Raw genomic sequence first — 20,730 nt, 5'->3', positions numbered from 1 at the left:
CCTGGCCCCCCACGGCCCCTCACCGCGCAGGCCGGAACCCCCGCGGAAGACCTTGCTGTGTCATTCCTACGGCTACGGCTACGGCTCCGTCGTCTGTGGCCACGTCCTCAGCCGTATGTCTCCCAAGACCCGGGGCCGGCATCGGCCACCGGCTGATCACGGCAGTGGGTCTCCGTGCCCCCAGCCATAGTTCCTCGGTCTCCATCCGCCGAGAGTGCGGTCCGCGGTCTTTCGGCGTCCGGAGCGCATGTCCCGGTTCCTCTGGCGAAAGGCGGCATGACGATTCGCGTCCCCTCGTCCGTGTCATCCCCCTGAACCAGTGTCCGTTCTCATCAATGCGCAATATCGCGGTGGAGGAAAAGTGGAATCCATAACCGTCGAGTACATCAGCAGTCTGTACGGGAAGTACCAGGATGACCTGCGGGTGGTACGTGACGCCCAGCGGAAGTTCCTCCAGGACCGGGGCAAGTCGATGAAGGCGCAGCTCGACGACTACGAGGCGGAGATGACATATCTGCTCCTCCGTGATCTGCGCCCCGAAGTCGTGGTGGAGGTCGGGACCTTCTACGGCTGGTCCACGATGTGGATCCTGAACGCCCTCCGTGACAACGGGATCGGTCATCTCCACTCGTTCGACATCGTCGACAACGTGGTACGCAATGTCCCGCGCGAACTCTCCGCGGAGCGCTGGACGTTCACCAAGGGGGACATCCAGCAGCACCCGGAGAAGATCCCCGCCGAGACGGACTATCTCTTCATCGACGCGGACCACGGGGCGCGCTTTGCCCACTGGTACATCGAGAACCTCTTCCCCGCCGCCCCCCCCGCGGACGCCCACGAGCGTCCATGACATCTTCCACGGCCGGCGACCCAAGCCGTTCAGCGAAGGGTCGGTCATCGTGAAGTGGCTGGCCGAGCAGAACATTGAGTTCTTCACGCCATCCACGGCGAAGGCTCCGCAGGTGACCGAGCAACTTGCCCTGGTCAAGCGGGACTTGGGGCTGGGCGAGCCGGTACGGGACGGCGACCACAACCCGATGATCTTCTTCACGCTTCCCTAGCCCGCTCGGCACAGGGCCGGTCCACGCCCCCGTCCCGGCGTACCACTCCTCACGCGGTGGCTGTGGTGTTTGCGGTGGCGGCTTCGGCCGCCACCGCTTCGGCCCAGACGCGGGGTGACACTTCACCTGAGACCATACGTTTTCCCTCTTCGTCCTGTTTATGGCTTGCCGACCGGTCCGGCACCCCGCACTGTCGTGGGGCCAGCCTCCGCATCAAGCCAAGGTTTCCCGATGAATGAACACGGCACCGCCCTGCGCACCGAACTGGAACGATTCATCCAGACCCGGGAGTTCAGCTGCCTGGGCGCACGCGCCGCCCTGAAACGCCACACCATCACGCATCGGCACTATCGAAGAATGGGCGACGAGGCGTCGGCGGAGGAAAACCACCGCGACCTCGTGGACTATGTCGACGCAGTCCGTCCGCTGCTGTCCGACCAGAGCTTCCGTACCTTTGTCGCGACGTTCGACGAGCCCGGAACGGTGGACGAAAGCGCCTACGAGGAAATCCTCTGGCGGCATCTGCAGCTCATGCACGACCTCGACAGCCGGACCTTCGGTCTGGACACGGGTGCGTCCTCCGACCCCGACCGGCCCAATTTCGGATTCCACGCGGGCGGGCACGCCTTCTTCATCGTGGGCATGCATCCCGGCGCGTCCCGGGCGAGCCGTCGCTTCACGGCGTCGGCAATCGCCTTCAACTCCCTCGCACAGTTCATGCTCCTCGGCGAGCATTTCTACTCGATGCAGGGCGCAATCCGCAGGCGGGAAGCCAAGAACAACGGCTCCGTCAATCCGAGTTTCACCGAGTACGAGTACGAGCAGCCCGCCCGGCACTTCTCGGGCCGGTTCACCGAAGAGAACTGGAAGTGCCCTTACACATCGCGGCACGAACCGGCTGCCGAGGACTTCACCGAGGGACTCCTCCAGCACAAGCGGTGAGCGGCCCCTGTCCGGCCGACGCAGGTGAGCCACCCGAGGCCGGAAGCCCCCGGCTACCCCGCAAGCCCGGTGACCGGCAAGCCCCGGGAACCGCAAGGCCCGCCACCGGCCTGACACGGAGGTGACATGCCGCCGACGGCCTAATGGCCGGGTCGGTCTGTCTGGCCGCGTCAGGCTGTGCTTTCTTGATCACGGTCGCGTCAGGAGCCCGTGTGGACAGGTGGGGTGAGCGGATCTTTCAGCGGATCGGTCGGGGCCGCCGGCCGGGCCGCGACCGCGGGGCCGGAGGGTTCACGGAGATCGTCGACAACAGTGGCCTCGCGGTGCCCCGTCCTCCCGTGTGGATGCGCTGGCTGCCGGCCGCCTATGTCGCGTTCGTCATGCTGCTGGAGACCGTCACCCCCACGCCCTGGGCGGTGAGCTTCCTGCTCATCGCCCTGCCGGTGATCGCCGCGTACGCCCTCGGCCCGGTCAGCGTCGCGGCGTTCACGGTCGTGGCGATCGCGCTGGAAGGGGTGGTGGCCGGCACCCCCTGCTGCACCGGCCACAACCTCCATCAGCTGTGGGAGAACCACCACGTCGCCGCCTATATCGCCACCGGCCTCGTCGGCATCCTCGGCGTGGCGCTGGCGGCCCACCGCCGACGCCAGGAACAGCATCTGGTGCGGGCCAACTCGGTGGCCGAGGCCCTGATGCGGACCCTGCTGCGACCGGTGCCGCACCGGGTCGGACAGGTACTCGCGGCCGGTCTCTACCGGTCCGGCGAGGTCGGCACCATGGTCGGCGGCGACCTCTACGACATCCGCGCCACCGGGGCCGGTGAGCGCGCCATCATCGGCGACGTCCGTGGCAAGGGGCTCCAGGCCGTCCGTACGGTCGCCGATATCCTCGGCAGCTTCCGCGAGGCCGTCTACGGCCCCGGGGGCCTGCCGGCCGTCGCCGCCCGTATGGAACGGCGCCTGGTCCGCGAGGCCGAAGCGCTCCCCGACGATGAGCTGTTCGTCACCGCCGTCCTGGTCGAATACGACGCCGCGGCCCACCGCATCACGATCGTCAACCAGGGGCATATCGAGCCGGTCCTGATCTCCCGCGGCGAGGTGACAGCTCTCACCGGTCCGCCCGCCCTCCCGCTCGGCCTGGGCGCTCTGGCCGACGCCCTGGCCGACGACGACCCCGTCGCCTACACCCACGGCTTCCACCCGGGCGACGTCCTGCTCCTCTGTACCGACGGCCTCATCGAGGCCCGCGACCACACCGGCGCCTTCTACCCCCTCCTCGACCGCCTCCGCCACCGCTTCACCGTCGGTCCTGCCCCGGGCCCCGACGACGTCATCAACTTCCTCAACACCGACCTGCCCCGCCACACCCGTGTCTTCCATGACGACGTCGCTCTCCTCGCGCTCGCGCCGTACGACGACGGCGAGCCGTAGGCGGTGACGGTGACCGGTGTGCGAGGCCCTTGCCGCACAGCGTCGTCCTGGAGACCCGCTCGTTCGGTTCAGTCGGTCTGGTGGGCCTCGCGCGCCGCGTCCACGAAGTTCTCCAGCGCCGCCCAGAAGGGGCGGTAGGCGGCATCGAAGGCGTCACGGCGATCGGTGTCGCCGGACGGGCCGGCCGTGAGGGCCGCGTAGAAGGGTCCGGTCGCCTTCTGGAGGGCGAGCGCCGCGGCGGCGGCCGAGGGCGGGCCCTCCAGTTCGACGACGCGCGCACAGCGGCGGATCTTCGCGTACTCGGCGACCTCACGGTCCTGTTGCGCGCCCAGCGCGGCGGTACGGGCCTCGGAGGCGGGCTCGCGGAGCGTCGCGGAGATCTCCCAGAGCAACTCGCCCATCCGATGGGTCTGTTCGATCAGATCCAGGTAGGCGGTGCGCCGGCTCTCCCGCAGCCGCTCGGCGCGCTGTGAGCGTGCGGCGATCTCGGACTGAATCCTGGCGGCCTGGGTGTTGCCACGGCTGGTGACCCAACTGGCGAGCACCGCCGTGCCGCCGGTCACCGCCGCGATCGCCAGGGTCCACCACGTGCTGTCGCCCACACGGCGCACCCTACCGAGCCGCTTCGGCGCACCCCTCCCCGGCCGCCGCTACGACGGGAACTCGCCCGGCGGCACCGTGCTCGTGCTCGCATTTCCGCCGATCACCTTGTTCAGGGTGAACGTCAGCACCGTGTACTGCGTTCCGCCCGCCACCCGCACGGTCCGGAAGCTCGCCCGGTCGTCGAACTTCTCGAAGCTGCATTCGCGGGTGAAGGAGCTCTTCGAGCCGTTCCAGTCCTCGCCGGTGGTGAAGTACACCGTGTACGAGCCGCTGTTGACGCTACGGACGGTCGCATCGGAGCCCTTGCGCACATAGACGGAGAACGCCGTCCGCGACCCGCGCGTCAGCGTCACCACCGCATCGGTGCCGGTGCCGTTCCGGACGGTCAGCCGCCCCAGACCGCCCCGGCTGCCGTCGCGGACGAAGGCACCGTTCGCGAGCCGTCGGTGCTTGGCCTGCTCCGTACGCGGCAGGCGCAGCGTGGCGTCGTAGCCGAGGGCGGTGAGTGCCCGGCCGGCCTCCTTGATGCTCTGCGGGCTCCGGGCCGTACCGAGTTCGACGCGGGGGGAGGTGGCGCAGCGGCCGCCGCTGCCACGGGCGCTCTTCAGGTCCTGCCCCAACGCACGGAGTGCGGCGGCGAGTTGACTGTTCCCGGCGAGGGCGTCGTCCGGTGTGGCGGCCGATTGCAGGGCATTGGCGGCCGTATCGGCCTTGGCCGCTGCCGTGTCCAGTGCCCTGTTCAGCGGTCCGCCGTCGTGTGCGCTGTCGACCGCGCGCAGTGCGCCGTTGAGCGGTCCGAGGGCGTCGGTCAGCGCGTGGCGGTAGGCGGCCGGGTCGACGGTCGGTGTCGGGCTGGGGGACGACGCCGAAGCGGCCGCCGAACTGCCGGAGCCGCCCACCGGGTCGCTGTGCTCCCCGTCCGAGGAACAGGCCGCCAGCGGCAGCGAGAGGGCGAGAACTGCACCGAGGGCGGCGGCCCGGCTCCTGCCCCGCGGCCGTCGAGCCGGCCGCGCCGGGTGGGTGGCGGTGTGGATGCTGTCGTCCGGCGGTGTTCCGTCCGCGTCCGCCGCTCTCTCGTACGTCCTGTGCGCAGAGGTGTACCTCACCATGAGTCCCCCGATTCCCCCGGTATCCCCCACATCCGGCAACTGCCGAAAGAACCAGGCTTCTCCGCCCACAAGGGACTGTCAAGGCCGTTGGCCGGGGTGGCAGTTCCGCGGAAATCCATCGGAATTCCTGCTTCCGCATAGGTGCGCGGTCACCTGCGCGTATGTAGAGTCCCCTGCCATGGCAGCGCTGAATGATCTTCTCCCCAAGGCGGCCGTACGCCTCGACGTCCGGGTGGCGGACTGGCAGGACGCGATACGTACGACGGGCGGACTGCTGGTGGAGACGGGTGCCACCACGGACACCTACACCGCGGAGATGATCCGCAATGTCGAGGAGAACGGGCCGTACCTCGTCATCGCGCCCGGCTTCGCCTTCGCCCATGCCCGGCCCTCGCCCGCCGTGCTCCGGACCGGGATGTCGTGGGTCCGCCTGGCACAACCGGTGGAGTTCGGCCACGAGTCGAATGACCCGGTGCAGCTGGTCGTGGGACTTGCCGCCGAGGACTCCGAGGCGCATACGGCGGCGATGGCCGCGCTCGCCCAGCTGCTGGCCGACCCGGAGACGGCACAGGCCCTGCAGGACGCGGCCGATCCGGACGCGCTGCTTGCGGTGCTCGCCGGGCCGGAGGGGGCGGGCGAGGAACGGGCGCAGAGCGAGGAGGCCGTAGATGAGCAGGCCGGAGACGAGCGGGCCGGCGGCGAGCGGGCCGGCGGCGCCCAGGCGGTACACAAGATCCTTACCGTGTGCGGCAATGGCGTGGGCACCAGTCTGTTCCTGAAGAACACGCTGGAGCAGGTGCTCGACCGCTGGGGCTGGTCCCGCCATGTGACGGTGGAGGCGACCGACACCATCTCGGCCAAGGGGAAGGCGTCCGAGGCCGTCGCGATCCTCACCTCCCGGGAGATCGCCAGGACGCTGGGAGATGTCGGCGTACCGGTACAGGTCATCGAGGACTTCACCAGCGGCCCCGAGGTCGACCGCACCCTGCGCGACACCTATGACGTGTGAGTACGGCGGCTGAGTGCGGCGTCCGAGCGCGGCGGCCGACCGACGGCGCCGGAGATACGACGTCCGGCCCATGCCGTCCTGGACACGAAGCCCGGGGCGCGACACCCGGGACGCACCGCGCGCGATACCGCACCTGAGCTACGACGCCGGAACCACGGCGCACGACTCGCCACGCCTGATGAGCCACGCCTGACATGCAACGCCTCACCCAACTCGCCTGACACACGACGCCCCATCGACAGAAGCCGGGAGGACGGACAGCCACCATGGACTGGCTCATATCCCTCGCCACGTTTCTCGTGAACGAGATCCTCAGCCAACCCGCGTATCTGATCGGCCTGATCACCGCGGCCGGCCTGATCGCACTGAAGAAGACCGCAGGTCAAGTGGTCGGCGGTGCCATCAAGGCGACGCTCGGCTTTCTGCTGATCGGCGCCGGGGCAGGGCTGGTGGTCAGCTCACTCGGCCCGCTGGGCGGCATGATCCAGGGCGCGACCGGGGCACATGGCGTGATCCCCACCAACGAGGCGATCGTCGGCATCGCCCAGGCACAGTTCGGCGCCCGCGTCGCCTGGCTGATGATCCTCGGCTTTGCGGTCGCCCTGATGCTGGCCCGCTTCACACCCCTGCGGTACGTGTTTCTGACCGGCCATCACATGCTGTTCATGGCCACTTTGCTGACCATGGTCCTGGCGACCTCCGGCCGGTCCTCGGTGAGCGTGGTGGTCGTCGGCGGACTGCTGCTGGGCATTCTTCTGGTCGCGATGCCGGCCTTTGCCCACCCCTGGACCAAGCGCATCACCGGTAACAACAGCATTGCCATCGGCCACTTCGGCACCGCCGGCTATATCGTCGCGGGCGCCACCGGACAGCTCGTCGGCAAGCGCAGCCGCAGCACGGAGGACATGAAACTGCCCGAGGGCCTGCGCTTTCTGCGGGACTCGATGGTCGCCACGGCGCTGTCCATGGTGCTGATCTACGTCATCATGTCGCTGGTCTATCTGGCCCGGGCCGGCCGGGCAACGGCGTTCAAGGCGTTCGCGGCCGGCGGTGGCAGCGCGGCCGGCGATCTCGGCAACTACGTCATGCAGTCCGTCATGCAGGGCCTGCAGTTCGGGATCGCGGTCGCGGTGATCCTCTTCGGCGTCCGGACGATCCTGGGCGAACTGGTCCCGGCGTTCCAGGGCATCGCCGGCAAGCTCGTACCCGGCGCGGTGCCGTCCCTCGACGCCCCGATCGTCTTCCCGTACGCGCAGAACGCGGTGCTCATCGGCTTTCTCGCCAGTTTCGGCGGCGGTCTGGTCAGCCTCGCCCTGCTCACCTGGGTGGGCCATCCGGCGCTCGGCCTCGCGCTGGTCCTTCCCGGGCTCGTACCGCACTTCTTCACGGGGGGTGCCGCCGGTGTCTACGGCAATGCCACCGGCGGCCGGCGCGGTGCGGTCGTCGGCGCCTTCCTCAACGGTGTGCTGATCACGTTCCTGCCCGCACTGCTGCTCAAGGTGCTCGGTGCGTTCGGCAAGGAGAACACCACGTTCGGAGATGCCGACTTCGGCTGGTTCGGCACCCTGCTCGGCAATGCCGCCAAGGCGGGTGCCACCGGCGGCATCCTCGTGATGCTGGCCCTCGGCGCCGTACTCCTGGGCGCGGCGATCCTCTTCCAGAAGCGTGTCGTGGAGACCGGCTGGGACCCGGGCGCCCGCCGCGATGCCTTCCTGCCGCGGACCGCACCCGCGGCCTCCGGCACGGCCGCGGCGCCGGTCCGGGTCCATGCGAGGATCGCGCCGCCGGCCGGGGCGCCGACCCCGCCACCGCCGCCGGAAGCGAGCTGAGCCGGTCCGTCACGGCGCAAGCTCCCCGTTCGTACGGCACGGAACGGCCCAGCTCACGGCTGGGCCGTTCGAAGCCTGTCCCGCGCGCGTCCCGGCCGCTGCCTCTCCCACAGAGCTAAAATCCGGAGCATGGCTGCAGGGGAGATCCCCGACTCGCCGGCCGAGGTGCCGGCAGATGTCCAGCGGCTGATCCGCCGCCGGCTGCGGGCCGGTCCGACCGCCCCCGGGCTGCGCGGTGCCGAGGCGGAACCCCTCCGGTGGGTCACGGCCCGGCCCGGGACACGGGCCCCGGCCGCGGCGCGGGAGCTCCGTCTCGTGGGCGAATCGGTCTCCACCCCGGCCAACGAGGAGGCGGAGCGCACATGACCTGCGACGACGAGGGAAGGCAGGGGCAGATGTCCGGCCCCGTCGGGCCGGCCGGCGCGCCGCTCACCCCGGAGGCCCCGAAACCGGACGTTCCTGGCCTGGACGTGACTGCTCCTGGCGCGGACGCGACCGTCACCGGCCCGGACGTGCCCGCCCCCGACGCCGTGACCTGCCGCGCCCTGCACTACGCCTTCGGTGAGACCAAGGCCGTGGACGGCGTCGACCTCTCCGTCCGCCCCGGCGAGGTCTTCGGCCTGCTCGGCCCCAACGGCGCGGGCAAGACCACCGCGATCCGCTGTATCACCACCCTCCTCCCCGTCCCGGCCGGCATGGTGCGGGTATTCGGGCACGACGCGGCGAAGGAGCGGATGGCGGTGCGCCGGCTGCTGGGGTACGTACCGCAGCAGCTGTCCGCGGACGCCGGGCTGACCGGCCGCGAGAACGTCGCGCTGTTCGCCAGGGTCTTCGACGTCCCCCGCCGTGAGCGCGCCGCACGCGTCTCCCAGGCACTGGAGGCGGTCGGCCTCACCGATGCGGCCGGCCGGCTTGCCAAGACGTACTCCGGCGGCATGATCCGCCGCCTCGAACTCGCCCAGGCACTGGTCAGCGCGCCCCGTCTGCTGATGCTCGACGAGCCGACGATCGGCCTCGACCCGATCGCCCGCACCAGCGTCTGGCAGCACATCAACGCCGTACGGGCCGCCACCGGCATGACCGTCCTGGTGACCACGCACTACATGGACGAGGCCGACCAGTACTGCGACCGCGTCGCCCTGATGCACCGAGGCCGGATCCGCGCCCTCGGTACGCCCGACGAGCTCCGGTCCGCCCTGCGCGCCCGCCGCCGCGCGGCCGCGGCCTCGCCCACCCAGACGCCACCGAACCCCTCTGCCACCCCCACCGCCGCACCGGCCACCGCCTCCTCGTCGGCCACGTCCCTCTCCTCCACCTCGTCGGCCCCATCGCACTCGTCCGATGCCGTGCCGACGCTGGAGGACGTCTTCCGGGACGTCGCCGGCAGCGGCCTCGACGAGCAGTCAGGAGACTTCCGCGATGTCCGAAGCACCCGCCGCACCGCAAACCGAGTCGGCTGACCCGGCCGCCGGCCCCGGCCGACTGGACCTGCTGCTGGTCCCGCCCCGCGCCCGTACCGGCTGGCGGGTGCTGCCCGCCAGAGTCGTCGCGATGTGCGTGGTCGAACTGCAAAAGCTGCGCCACGACCGGACCGAGCTGTACACCCGGGCCGTCCAGCCCGCCCTGTGGCTGCTGATCTTCGGCGAGACCTTCACCCGCATCAAGGCCATCCCGACCGGCGGCACCCCGTACATCGACTATCTGGCGCCCGGCATCATCGCCCAGTCGGCCATGTTCATCGCGATCTTCTACGGCATCATGATCATCTGGGAGCGGGATGCCGGCATCCTGACCAAGCTGCTGGTCACGCCGACCCCGCGCTCCGCCCTGATCGCCGGAAAGGCCTTCGCCGCCGGGGTGAAGGCGCTGATCCAGGCCGTCGTGGTGATCGTCATCGCCGCACTGCTCGGCGTGGCCATGACCTGGAACCCCCTGCGGCTCCTCGCGGTCGGCGTCGCCGTGATCCTCGGCTCGGCCTTCTTCTCCTGTCTGTCCATGACGATCGCCGGGATCGTGCTCACCCGCGACCGCCTGATGGGTATCGGCCAGGCCATCACCATGCCGCTCTTCTTCGCCTCCAACGCCCTCTACCCGGTGGAGATCATGCCCGGCTGGCTCCAGACGGTCAGCCGGATCAACCCCCTGAGCTACCAGGTCGATGCCCTCCGCGGACTCCTCCTGGGCACCCACGCCCATCTGCTCCTGGACTACGCCGTCCTGGTGGGGGCCGCCGTACTGGGCATCGCCGCGGCCTCCTCACTCCTGGGCCGCCTGGCCCGCTGACACCACGTCACCTCGCCCGCCGTCGCGCTCCCCGCTTCTCCTCGAACTCGCCCTGCAGAGCCGGCGTTACACTCACGCGGGATGCGTTCCTGCGGTCGTACCGCCACCCGGACAGACAGGGACGGGAGCGAATTCCCTGCCGCCGGCAGGCCTGCCGGCCCGATCTCGCTTTCCGTCTCCTGACCGGGGCAGTACATCGTGTTCCTTGTGCAGAGTCGATGACGGTGGGTGCGATGGTGGAAACGGCGGAGCGGATCAGGGGAACGTGGTTCACCCGAATACCCTCGGACCGCCAAGTCGCCGATTTCGGTGCCGCGTTCGGAAAACGCCTGCCCGGCCCACGGGCCATGGGCTGGACCGTCACCGCGGTATTTTTTGTGCTGTACACCCTGGTATCGCTTCTCCGGAACGACCGCATGCTCAATGCCGGTTACGACCTGGGGATATTCGAGCAGGCGATACGTGCCTATGCGCACGGGCAGGCTCCGGTCGTGGAACTCAAGGGCCCGGGTTTCAATCTCCTCGGAGACCACTTCCACCCCATCCTGGCGCTCTTCGCCCCCCTCTACCGGCTCTTCCCCGGTGCCGTCACGCTGCTCGTGGTGCAGTCCGCCCTGATGGCACTGGCCTGTTTTCCGCTCACCCGCTGGGCACACCGTGCTGTCGGACCGGTCACCGGTCTGGTGGTGGGCTGCGGGCTGGGCGCCTCGTGGGGCCTCGTGGCGGGGGTCACCAAGGACTTCCACGAAATCTGCTGTGCGGTCCCGCTTCTCGCCTTCAGCGTCACCGCGCTCGGACAGCGGCGCTGGTGGGCGGCCGCAGCCTGGGCCCTCCCGCTGCTCTTGGTGAAAGAGGACCTCGGGCTCACGCTCGCCGCGATAGGCGGCTATATCGCATGGCAGGGACTGCGCGAGCGGCGTCACCACCCCATGGCGCGGCGACGCTTCCCCTTCCTGCTGGGCGTGGCCGTCGCATGCCTCGGCGTGGTGGGCACGGCCGTGGAGATTCTCGTTCTGCTGCCCGCCATGAATCCCCGCGGCGGCTTCGACTACTGGCATCAGATGCCCGGTGAGACATCCTCGTCCGGCAGCCTCGCCGGCCTCGCGTCCGTCGGATTGCATCTGCTCTGGCCGCCGATGAAATGGCTGCTGCTGTTCATGCTCGCCGCACCCACCGCATTCTTCGGCCTGCGTTCCCCTCTGACGCTGCTGTGCATACCCACCCTCGCGTGGCGGCTGCTGGCCGGCAACGAGCACTACTGGCAGCCGAATTTCCATTACAACGCGATCCTGATGCCACTCGTATTCGCCGGTCTCATCGATGTGCTCCATCGACGACCGGATATCGTGCCGCCCCACAGACGCCGTAAGGTCCTTGCCTTCTCCGCCGCCTTCACCGCCGTCACGGCCGCGGTCTATCCGCTCCACGACCTGGTTCTCCCCTCGGCCTGGCAGACCCCGGCCCATGTCCGCACGGCGGAACGACTGTTGACGCGCATACCCGACGGGGACACCGTCGCCTCCTCGAACCGGCTGGCACCGATGCTGACCGGACGCGCCACCGTCAGCCTGGTCTGCTTCGGCACCGGCCCCGACCCCGCCGCACCGACCGCCCTCCCGGCCGACCCGCCACGCTGGGTGGTCTCGGACCGTCACGACCCGACCGTCAAAACCCCCTGCCCGGTCGCACAGACCCACCGCATGCTGCGCCTCTACCGCGCCCACGGCTACGTCCAGGTCGCCGAGGAGGACGGCATCACCCTGCTGCGCAGGCGGTAACGGCCGAGCCGGCTTCCACGCCCTCCACAAGACCGGAACGTGGGTTCACCACCGGGCTGGGCGGGCCACCTGCTGGGCGGACTGCGGCACAGCTCGCGCCGTAGCCGGTTGTGTCCTTCCGGGGCCATGACACGTACGCCTCGGTGCGAGCGATGACGACGGCGACGGGTGCGGCGCGTCGTCGACGTGCGGAGTCGAGGGCCTCACCGCGGGCCGGGCGGTGGGTCGGGCGGTGGAGGGGGGTTCACGCGTCCGGAGCGACGAGACTACGCAGCAGGGGGGTGGCGATCCGCACGATGTCCTCCACGTCCGCCTCGGCCAGGTCGGGCATGTGCAGCAGATAGCGCTGGGCGGCGAGACCCATCATGATCGCGCTGAACAATGCGGCCCGCAGTCGCGCGTCGGGGGCATCGATGGTGGCGGCGATGTGGTCGGTGACCTCCACGGTGACATGCCGGCGCAGCAGCTCTGCCGCTTCGTCGCTCGTCATGCTGGTCCGCAGGAGCACTGCCATGGGGCTGTCCGGATCCGCCGCCCAGGTGTCCAGCATGCCGCGCAGACGGTTCTCCACCGTGTGGCCGGGGTCGCTGGTGGTGAGTTCGTCGTGGGGGATCTGCCAGTGGACGGCCTCGCGGAACAGGTCCTGCTTGCTGCCGAAATACTGGATCACGGAGGACTTGTCCACATCGGCTTCGGTCGCAATGGCGCGGATGGTGGCGCGCTCATAGCCGACTTCCGCGAACTTCCGCCGGGCGGCCGTCAGGATGCGCCGACGGGTGCGCTCGCCTTTGCGCTCCGGAAGGGCTGCTTCCGCGGCCGGGCCACCTGAACCGGACTTCCGCCGCGCGGCCTGTCCGGGCGCATTCGTCGCTGCATCGGCGCAGGTCAAAGTCGGTCCCCTTTCCGGTGCCGGCCCTGATGCTACAAGCACCTCCGGGCGGCGCCGGCACCGTGGCACGGGAAGGACCGGCCCGCGCCGCCACTGCGCTCCGGCCGGTGAAGTCCCAACGGCCGGAGCGGGACGGAACGGTTCGGCGAAACCGTCACCGCGGTGGTGTGCGGACCGGAGCCGTCCGGCTCAGGCGGCCAGCGCCGCCGCATCCTCCACCAGCCGGTCGAGATCCGGCAGAGCGTGGGCCCGGCGCTGGAGTCCTTGGGCGCGCGACCGGTAGGAGCGGTCCTCCAGTACGTTGCGCACCGCCGTGGCCAGCGCATCGCGGGTGGCGTCCTGGACGTCTATCCGAGTGCCGACGCCCAACTGCTGGAGCCGGCCGGCGTTGTGGGACTGCTCGGCGAACAACGGCACAGCCACCATGGGAACTCCGGCTGCCAGCGCCTCCCGGGTCCCGTTGAAACCGGCATGCGTGATGAACAGGTCGCTGGACCGGAGCAGCAGTTCCTGCTGGACGAACGACGTCAGATGGACGTTGCCGGGGCGCGGTCCGTCCCACTGCCGCGGGTCGCGGTCCGCCCCCAGAGCCACGACACCGGTGACGGGCAGCTCTCCGAGCGTCTCGATGATGGTCCCCAGCAGAGCGTGGGCGCCGCCGGGAAGCCGGGTAGCGTTCGAGCCGAGGGTGGCGAGGACGAGCGGCCGGTCCGTGGAGAGTTGGGCGATGTCCGGGTCGAGGCCACCCTGTGCCGTCTGGGCGGGGACCTGGTAGTAGCGGGCGTTGGGCAGGCGGCTGTCCGTGGGGTAGAAGTCCTCCGGAACGACGCCGGCGCGGAAGGCGCGGAACGGGTGCCAGGGGTCGCTGACCGGCGCCAGGCCGAGGTTCCCCCGCTGCCGGTTGAGCTCCTCCGTCACGACGGGGTGGGCATAGGGTGCCATCGGCGCGATGTCCAAAGCGCCGTGTGGGATGCCGAGGCTTTCCGCCGCCAGATAGCCGCCGTACTCGGTCGACTCGTGGAGGATCAGGTCCGGTTGCCAGCTCCTCGCCACTTCGAGGAGGTCGGGGGTGCTGGCCGCGGCGAGATGCCCGACGAAGGCCGCGGCGAAGAATTCCGGCGCCAGCTCGACGGTTACGGAGCCCACCTTCTCCATGCCGGGCGGGGGCCGGAGCGTACCGCCCTGAAGTGATTCCCCCATCGACTGCATGTGGGGCAGCGTCAACGCGGTCAGTCCGCGCTTCTCGATGTGTGGGACAACGCCGGCTCCCGTGGCGACGGCCACCTCATGACCTGCCTCTTGGGCTCTCTCCGCCACTGGCAGCACCAGGGGGGCGAGGTGCGAATAGATTGCCTGTGCGGTGATGAGGATGCGCATGGTGCTCGCTCTCCACGATGCGGTGCGGGCGCCACGGTGTGGGCCTCGCCCCGGGCTTCACGGCCGACTTCTCAAAAATAAACGCTTGTTGAGAAGCTATCACCCGCCCTTCGCACCCGCGTCAGGGCCCCACACCGCTCGAGTCCGGGTGCTTACGCGCCCGCGCGCACGGTCGGCATGGGCCTTCCCCACGTCCCAACGGCCTTCGGCCCACCGCACCTGGTCGTGGTGACCGCTCAGGGTGGCGGCCGGTGATTCAGTACCTGGATCTCACGCCGGCTGGGCGCAGCGGGAAAGCCCGCGGCGCAGCGGGAAAGGCCGCGGCGCAGCGGGAAAGGCCGCGGCGCAGCGGGAAAGGCCGCCGGTCACTCAGAGCCAGTCCCGCCGCTTGAAGATGACGTACAGACTGGTGCAGACGACGGCCATCAGTACGATCGCGAAGGGGTACCCGAACGACCAGTGCAGCTCCGGCATGTGATCGAAGTTCATGCCGTAGATGGTGCCGACGAGGGTCGGCGCGAAGAGGATGGCCGCCCAGGACGAAATCTTCTTGATCTCCTCGTTCTGTTCGAAGCCGGCCTCGGCCAGGGCTCGCATTTCGGCGTTCTGCTGCTGGTTCACCAGGGTCGCGTTGACGGCGAGGATGTCCTGCAGGGCCTGCCGGAAGCCGTCCACGCGGTCGGTGGTGTGCAGTACGTGGTCGGCCACATCGCGCAGATAGCGGCGGAGTTCCTCGTCGATGGCGTACTTCTCGAAGCCCGCGGTCAGGCTCTCCAGCATGCCGTTCAGCGGACGGGTGGCGCGCTGGAACTCCACGACCTCACGGGAGAGTTCGTAGATGCGGCGGGAGACCCGGGGGTCGCCGCCGAAGACCTCGGTCTCGATCTCGTCGATGTCGTTCTGGACGCCGGCGACGACGGGCTCATAGCCGTCGACGACGGCGTCGAGGATGGCGTAGAGGACGGCTTCGGGGCCGCGTTTGAGGAGTTCGGGGGCGTCCTCCATGCGTGCGCGAACGGCCGAGAGGTCGGGCGCGCCGCCGTGCCGGACGGTGATCACGAAGTCGCGGCCGACGAAGATGTGCAGCTCCCCGAAGTCGACCTCCTCGGGGTCGTCGAGGTAGCGCGCGGCGCGCAGGACGACGAAGAGGGTGCCGCCGTAGCGCTCCAGCTTGGGCCGCTGATGGGCCTCCAGAGCGTCCTCGACGGCGAGCGGGTGGAGGTCGAACTCCGAGGCCAGGGTGAGCAGTTCCTCGCGGCTGGGGCGGTGCAGGCCGATCCAGGCGAGGGTGCCGGAGGTGGTGCGCTGCTGCCGGAAGGCCTCGGCGAGCGTGTCATGGGTGCTGACCCGGCGTCCGTCGCGGTAGAGGACGGCATTGATGACGCTGCTGGTGGTTTCGGCCGGTGGCTCCGCCGCGTCGGAGTCGTCCGTGGCCTCGGCGGGCGGGGGCCCGGCGGGCCGCTTCTTGGCGGGCTTGCGCAGGCCGCGCAGGCCACGCGGCCGACGACCGGGAGGCTCAGAGCCCACGACAGCACCAACCTCCGTCACAAGGGGATGAACAGGCACACATAATCTCGACGGAGGATATCTGCCGCGGATGTCGGAACGGGTCAACGGCCATGGTGCAGGATGGAGCGGGGCGTGGCGCGGCGTGTGTCGCGTCCGCCGAGCTTTGTATGTTTATCCCTAGAATTGTGCGATGCAGATACCGCAGACAGCCAGCGCTCTCCCGGGTGAGGTGATTCGGTGAACGGCCCCGATGCCACCGACGAGCAGTGGGAAGGGCTTGCCGAGGTCGTCCCGCTCCGCGGCAGCAGTGAATGGCCCTCCTGGCCCGACCACCGTGCCCTACCCGACGAGGAACCGGCGGAGGAGGCGCGGCGGTTCATCGTCATCCGCGTCCAGACCTTCGCGGACGCTCGCGAGGTCGCCGAGTATCTGATGGCGCAGATCCCGGTCCTGCTGGACCTCAGCAGCGCCGACGGTGAGGTCGCCAAGCGCATCCTGGACTTCTCCAGCGGAGTCGTCTTCGGGCTCAGCAGCGGGATGCACCGCGTCGACACCAATGTCTTCCTGCTGGCGCCGATCGGCACCGAGGTGGCGGAGGAGGCGGCGGGAACTGTCCCCCGTTCGTAGGAAGAGCTGTGCGGCGTAACGGTTCTCCGGCCGGGACGCTGCATAGCGTCCGGGCATGAATTCCGACAGTGTGCGGCCGGCGGTCACCGAGTTACGGCTGTCCGCCTTCAAGTCCCATCGCGGCGTCATCCTGCCGCTCACCCCACTGACCCTGCTGAGCGGCGAGAGCGGAAGCGGCAAGTCCAGTGCGCTGCAGGCGTACGAGATCCTCGCGCGGCTCGGCAGCGGGGAGTCGCTCGCACGGGCGGTGGGGGAGGTGGCGGGCAGCCCGGCGGCCTGTGTGCCGGCCGGGGCGCGTCCCGACGAACAGGGGAGGCGCGGGTTCCGTATCGGCTGCACGGTCGACGGCCCGGCCGGCCCCGTCAACCTCGATCTCGCCGTACAGGCCGAGCCCGAGCTGCGTATTGTCGGCGAGCGGTTGACCGGCGGCGGCGAGACGTTGCTGACCACCGCACTCACCGACCCCACCCGCCCCGCGGTCCAGGCTGCCTGGCACACGGCGGGTGCGACTCCCGTGACCCGCGCGCCGCTGCCCGACGACCGACTCGGCACCTCCTTGCTGCCGTTGCGTGTCGCGGGCAAAACGGCGGGGCAGCGGCTGGTGCTGGCCGCGGCGGAGCAGGTCGTGGTCGCGCTGCGGTCGGCGTTCGTGTGTGACCCGCGGCCGGAGGTCATGCGGCGGGCGGGGGCGGGTGGCACGGGTGCCTTCGGTGGTGGCGGCGGACGCGGCGTGGACGGTGGCGGAGGTGCGGGGCGTGCTGCCGGGGCGCGAGGGGGCGGCAGAGGGGGCGGCTCCGGGGCCGGGCGCGGGACATCGGTGAGCGGGCCGGGGAAAGCCGGAGGGCCCGGCGGGACGGGAGCTGCGGGGGCCTGGGGTGCGCGGGGGCGTAAGACGGGCGGTGGCGAGGCGGGCGGCTGGGGTCGCGACGCGGGGGAGCCGCGGGACGAGGGCCGGCTGCGGTCGTCCTGCGACAACCTGCCCACGGTGTTGCAGCGCACGAGCCGGGAGTGCGCGCGGCGGCATGCCGTGCTGGTCGCGGCGGTACGGGAGGCGTGTGCCGGTCCCGTCGAGGGGCTGCGTGCGGTGCCGCGCCAGTCGGACGGGACGGGAGAAGGGCCCGCTGTCGTTCCTGGGGCGGTGGGGCGCAGTGGCTCGACAGGTCCGCAGAGCGCGCAGGGGGCCGGGGGCGCGACGGGCGTGCGGGCCGTCCTCGACCGGGGCGAACTGGGGGAGCTGCCCGTCGAGCAGCTCGGCGATGGTGAGCTGCGGTTTCTCGCGCTGGCGCTGGTGCTGCTCACCGGGCCGGACGTGCTGGCCATGGACCCGGTCGGGGAGGTGCCGTCGGCCCATCAGCAGATGACGGTGATGGCGGACGGGATGGATCGCTGCATGGACCGCAGGCAGGCGCGTGAGCTGGTGTCGCTGGCCGTGCGGATGACCGAGCGCGGGCATGTGCGGCTGCTGGGGACGGTGCGGGATCCCTCGGTCGCCGAGGGGCTGCCCGGCGTACAGGTGCTACATCTAGAGGCATGAGTGAGGATCTTCATGCGCTGCAGCGACGCCTGGCCGAGTTCGCGGCCGCGCGGGACTGGCAGCAGTACCACACGCCCAAGAACCTGGCCGCTGCGCTGAGCGTCGAGGCCGCTGAACTCGTCGAGATCTTCCAGTGGTTGACGCCGGAGGAGTCGGCGAAGGTGATGTCGAATCCGCGGAAGGCCGGCCGGGTCGAGGACGAGGTCGCGGACGTACTGGCGTATCTGCTGCAGTTCTGCGAGGCGCTGGGGATCGACGCGCTGGCGGCGCTCGCCGCGAAGATCGAGCGTAATGAGTCACGGTTCCCGGCGGTCCGCTCGGCGCGGCCCGACCGTCCGCGGGAGGGTGAGGAGTAGCGGGCCGAGGGCGTAGGGGGCTGGGCCGGGAGGCTCGGTGGGGCGGGGGCGTCGGCTTCCGCCCCACCGTTGTTTCGGCTTCTTCCGGGGCCGGCTGTCGCCTTCGGCCCGCCGAGCCTGTCGCCTGTCGCCTTCGGCTGACGGCTTGCATAGCCCTCGGGCGCGTCATTCCGGCGTTCTTTGCGGGCGTTCCTCTCTACGTCCTTCAGCCGCTGATGCTGCATGGGGTGCCCCCTTCGGGCGTTTCACGTGACTTGTGCAGGGCGTGGGGAAGGTGGGGGTGTTGTGGCGTGAGGGGAAGGAGCGGGACCGAGGTCGCTCTTCGTCACTCTATGGAGTCATGAATCTCTCCACATCGCCTTGCTTGTCCACAGATTTGCGAATTCCCCTGGCTTTTTTGGGTGTTCGCCCTCACTCTGGGTAGTGGAAAGAGTGCAAGGTGCATGCGAATGATGAGGAGAGGAGGGAGCGGATGGACGCGGTGCGGATCATCGCGGCAAGCCGGCGCGGTCTGGCCGAGGCGAACACGGTGCAGGGAGTGGTCGTCGAGGCATGGCAGGCGCAGGCCTTGGCGGAGGCGATCGGCAGCCATCTCGCGATATTCGGGCCGTACGAAGTGCGGTCCAGAGCCCGAGGGCTGGGCGACGCGGGCGGGCGGTTCAGCGGGGGACTGCTGTGCCCGGCATCGGTCACCGGCGGGCTGCGGGCGGCTCAGCTGTCCGAAGTGCGGGACGTCAAGGAGGCTTTAACCAGCCTGTGCCGACTGCTGCGGGAAGTGTGCGAAGCGCTGGTGGGCGTTGTGCTGCTCGCCGACGAGGAGGGGATGTACTGGACCTGCGTCGAGGCGATGGACACGGTCGACGAATCGAGGGATCGCGTGGCCGGAATATTGGAGAGGCTGGAGGTGCGCGACCGGAACCCCGCCTGAAGTAAGAACAGCACCGAACCGGCCGCGTCCGCGCGGCACATATGCCCCGAGCGGTAACTCACCGACCGAGGGCCGGGGAGTGCTCACGCCCGAACGCCCCGGCACCCATGTCCCGATGCCCCGACACCCGCATCGACGCCCGGCACCCACCTCCGGATATCCCGGCATCCCAGGCTCGGCACCTTGACGTGCGCACTGGCGTGGTCGCGCCCCGAGCTGTCGGCGGCCCGTCGCATCTTCTGCCGCTGCTACTGCCACCGCCGCTGCCCCTTGCCCCGCCGGCGCGCCCCCGCCGCCCCCTGCCGACCCCGGTCGCCCGCACCGTCCCCGTCGCCCGTTCCGTCGCTCTTGCCTCATCGTCCGCGCGCAGGCAAGGGATGGCTGACCTGAACTGACCTGGCTCGACTTGCCCTGACCCGACCCAGTGCATCAACCAGTGCATCAAGACGCCTCTGACGATTGGTTCGTCGTTCGGAGTGCAGGATGGAGGTATGGAGCTACGCATCTTCACCGAGCCCCAGCAAGGGGCTTCCTACGACACCCTTCTGAAGGTCGCCAGAGCCACCGAGGATCTTGGGTTCGACGCGTTCTTCCGCTCGGACCACTATCTCCGGATGGGCAATGTCGACGGTCTGCCCGGACCGACGGACGCCTGGATCACGCTGGCGGGCCTGGCGCGTGAGACCCAGCGCATCCGTCTCGGGACGCTCATGACGGCGGGTACTTTCCGGCTTCCGGGTGTGCTGGCCATCCAGGTGGCCCAGGTCGACCAGATGTCCGGCGGACGCGTCGAACTCGGTCTCGGGGCGGGCTGGTTCGAGGAGGAGCACACGGCGTACGGCATTCCGTTCCCCAAGGAGAAGTTCGCGCGGCTGGAAGAGCAGCTGGCGATCGTTACCGGCCTGTGGGCCACCGAAGCAGGAGAGGAGTTCAGCTACGACGGGACCTACTACCAGCTGGAGCATTCGCCGGCGCTGCCCAAGCCCGCCCAGGGCAAGGTACCGGTGCTGGTCGGCGGCCACGGTGCGACGCGTACACCGCGGCTGGCGGCGCAGTACGCCGATGAGTTCAACATCCCCTTCGCCTCGCTCGAAGACAGTGAGCGCCAGTTCGGACGGGTGCGGGCGGCCGCTGAAGCCGCCGGGCGCAAGGGCGATGACCTGGTCTACTCCAACGCCCTCGTGGCGTGCGTCGGCAGGGACGATGCCGAGGTGGCGCGACGGGCCGCGGCCATCGGGCGGAACGTGGACGAACTGAAGGCCAACGGCCTCGCGGGTTCACCCGCCGAGGTCGTCGACAAGATCGGGCGCCACGCCGCCATCGGTGCGTCCCGCGTCTACCTGCAGATGCTGGACCTGGATGATCTCGACCACCTCGAGCTGATCTCCACGCAGGTGCAGTCGCAGCTGAGCTGACGTCCGAGACCTGACGTCGGGCGGCGCTGCCGGAAAACCGGTGCGGATCGA

General features: G+C 69.9%; 19 protein-coding genes. 14 read left to right on the top strand and 5 right to left on the bottom strand.

Features of this window, described 5'->3' with window-relative positions:
* Nucleotides 1-361: 361 nt before the first annotated feature.
* From ACWGI6_RS18995 to ACWGI6_RS18985, 3 genes are all read left to right on the top strand, one after another.
* Nucleotides 362-850, top strand: a complete 489-nt coding sequence (locus ACWGI6_RS18995; RefSeq protein ID WP_453268567.1) for a class I SAM-dependent methyltransferase — start codon at nt 362-364, stop codon at nt 848-850.
* A 442-nt stretch (nt 851-1,292) separates the two neighbouring features.
* Nucleotides 1,293-2,003, top strand: a complete 711-nt coding sequence (gene gntA, locus ACWGI6_RS18990) for a guanitoxin biosynthesis heme-dependent pre-guanitoxin N-hydroxylase GntA (protein WP_453268566.1) — start codon at nt 1,293-1,295, stop codon at nt 2,001-2,003.
* 212 nt (nt 2,004-2,215) lie between these two features.
* Nucleotides 2,216-3,433, top strand: a complete 1,218-nt coding sequence (locus ACWGI6_RS18985; protein ID WP_453268565.1) for a PP2C family protein-serine/threonine phosphatase — start codon at nt 2,216-2,218, stop codon at nt 3,431-3,433.
* Between the two features lie 68 nt (nt 3,434-3,501).
* Here ACWGI6_RS18985 and ACWGI6_RS18980 read toward each other — a convergent pair whose 3' ends face one another.
* Both ACWGI6_RS18980 and ACWGI6_RS18975 read right to left on the bottom strand, forming a co-directional pair.
* On the bottom strand, nt 3,502-4,035 hold the full coding sequence (locus tag ACWGI6_RS18980; RefSeq protein ID WP_453268564.1) for a hypothetical protein: 534 nt from the start codon (nt 4,033-4,035) through the stop codon (nt 3,502-3,504).
* A gap of 48 nt (nt 4,036-4,083) precedes the next feature.
* Nucleotides 4,084-5,145: a hypothetical protein gene (locus ACWGI6_RS18975; RefSeq protein WP_453268563.1), complete on the bottom strand. Its 1,062-nt coding sequence runs from the start codon at nt 5,143-5,145 to the stop codon at nt 4,084-4,086.
* Between the two features lie 178 nt (nt 5,146-5,323).
* On the opposite strand from ACWGI6_RS18975, the gene ACWGI6_RS18970 reads away from it, so the two are divergent.
* From ACWGI6_RS18970 to ACWGI6_RS18945, 6 genes are all read left to right on the top strand, one after another.
* Nucleotides 5,324-6,154, top strand: a complete 831-nt coding sequence (locus ACWGI6_RS18970) for a PTS sugar transporter subunit IIA (protein WP_453268562.1) — start codon at nt 5,324-5,326, stop codon at nt 6,152-6,154.
* A gap of 266 nt (nt 6,155-6,420) precedes the next feature.
* The gene (locus ACWGI6_RS18965; RefSeq protein WP_453268561.1) at nt 6,421-7,983 is read left to right on the top strand and encodes a PTS ascorbate transporter subunit IIC; all 1,563 of its coding nucleotides are present in this window, start codon (nt 6,421-6,423) and stop codon (nt 7,981-7,983) included.
* A gap of 129 nt (nt 7,984-8,112) precedes the next feature.
* Nucleotides 8,113-8,349 (top strand): hypothetical protein, encoded by a 237-nt coding sequence (locus tag ACWGI6_RS18960; RefSeq protein WP_453268560.1) that lies wholly within the window; start codon nt 8,113-8,115, stop codon nt 8,347-8,349.
* Nucleotides 8,346-9,443 (top strand): ABC transporter ATP-binding protein, encoded by a 1,098-nt coding sequence (locus ACWGI6_RS18955; protein ID WP_453268559.1) that lies wholly within the window; start codon nt 8,346-8,348, stop codon nt 9,441-9,443. The genes ACWGI6_RS18960 and ACWGI6_RS18955 overlap by 4 nt, the downstream gene beginning before the upstream one ends.
* Nucleotides 9,403-10,266 (top strand): ABC transporter permease, encoded by an 864-nt coding sequence (locus tag ACWGI6_RS18950; protein WP_453268558.1) that lies wholly within the window; start codon nt 9,403-9,405, stop codon nt 10,264-10,266. Before ACWGI6_RS18955 ends, ACWGI6_RS18950 begins: the two co-directional genes overlap by 41 nt.
* A gap of 233 nt (nt 10,267-10,499) precedes the next feature.
* Nucleotides 10,500-12,044 (top strand): DUF2079 domain-containing protein, encoded by a 1,545-nt coding sequence (locus tag ACWGI6_RS18945; RefSeq protein WP_453268557.1) that lies wholly within the window; start codon nt 10,500-10,502, stop codon nt 12,042-12,044.
* A 244-nt stretch (nt 12,045-12,288) separates the two neighbouring features.
* On the opposite strand, the gene ACWGI6_RS18940 is transcribed toward ACWGI6_RS18945, so the two are convergent.
* The 3 genes from ACWGI6_RS18940 to ACWGI6_RS18930 form a co-directional block, all read right to left on the bottom strand.
* Nucleotides 12,289-12,933, bottom strand: coding sequence for a TetR/AcrR family transcriptional regulator (locus ACWGI6_RS18940; protein WP_453268556.1), 645 nt, complete (start codon nt 12,931-12,933; stop codon nt 12,289-12,291).
* A gap of 189 nt (nt 12,934-13,122) precedes the next feature.
* Nucleotides 13,123-14,310 (bottom strand): glycosyltransferase, encoded by a 1,188-nt coding sequence (locus ACWGI6_RS18935; protein ID WP_453268555.1) that lies wholly within the window; start codon nt 14,308-14,310, stop codon nt 13,123-13,125.
* 369 nt (nt 14,311-14,679) lie between these two features.
* A complete protein-coding gene (locus ACWGI6_RS18930) occupies nt 14,680-15,837 on the bottom strand; it encodes a magnesium and cobalt transport protein CorA (RefSeq protein WP_393903653.1) in 1,158 nt (385 codons plus the stop codon).
* 219 nt (nt 15,838-16,056) lie between these two features.
* Between ACWGI6_RS18930 and ACWGI6_RS18925 the strand changes: the two genes are divergently transcribed.
* The 5 genes from ACWGI6_RS18925 (at nt 16,057) to ACWGI6_RS18905 (ending at nt 20,679) form a co-directional block, all read left to right on the top strand.
* Nucleotides 16,057-16,446 (top strand): cell division protein SepF, encoded by a 390-nt coding sequence (locus ACWGI6_RS18925; protein ID WP_453268554.1) that lies wholly within the window; start codon nt 16,057-16,059, stop codon nt 16,444-16,446.
* Between the two features lie 55 nt (nt 16,447-16,501).
* Entirely contained in the window at nt 16,502-17,980 is a 1,479-nt protein-coding gene (locus tag ACWGI6_RS18920) for a biotin transporter BioY (protein WP_453268553.1), read from the top strand.
* Nucleotides 17,977-18,336, top strand: a complete 360-nt coding sequence (locus ACWGI6_RS18915) for a nucleotide pyrophosphohydrolase (protein ID WP_393903656.1) — start codon at nt 17,977-17,979, stop codon at nt 18,334-18,336. The genes ACWGI6_RS18920 and ACWGI6_RS18915 overlap by 4 nt, the downstream gene beginning before the upstream one ends.
* Before the next feature lie 472 nt (nt 18,337-18,808).
* A complete protein-coding gene (locus ACWGI6_RS18910; protein WP_393903657.1) occupies nt 18,809-19,264 on the top strand; it encodes a DUF6099 family protein in 456 nt (151 codons plus the stop codon).
* A 491-nt stretch (nt 19,265-19,755) separates the two neighbouring features.
* Complete coding sequence (locus ACWGI6_RS18905; protein WP_453268552.1) at nt 19,756-20,679, top strand: LLM class F420-dependent oxidoreductase; 924 nt, start codon at nt 19,756-19,758, stop codon at nt 20,677-20,679.
* Nucleotides 20,680-20,730 lie beyond the last annotated feature (51 nt).

The organism is Streptomyces sp. NPDC054786, from assembly GCF_053611685.1.
The sequence above is the reverse complement of the archived record's forward strand: the minus strand, read 5'-3'. Positions and strand labels throughout refer to the sequence as shown.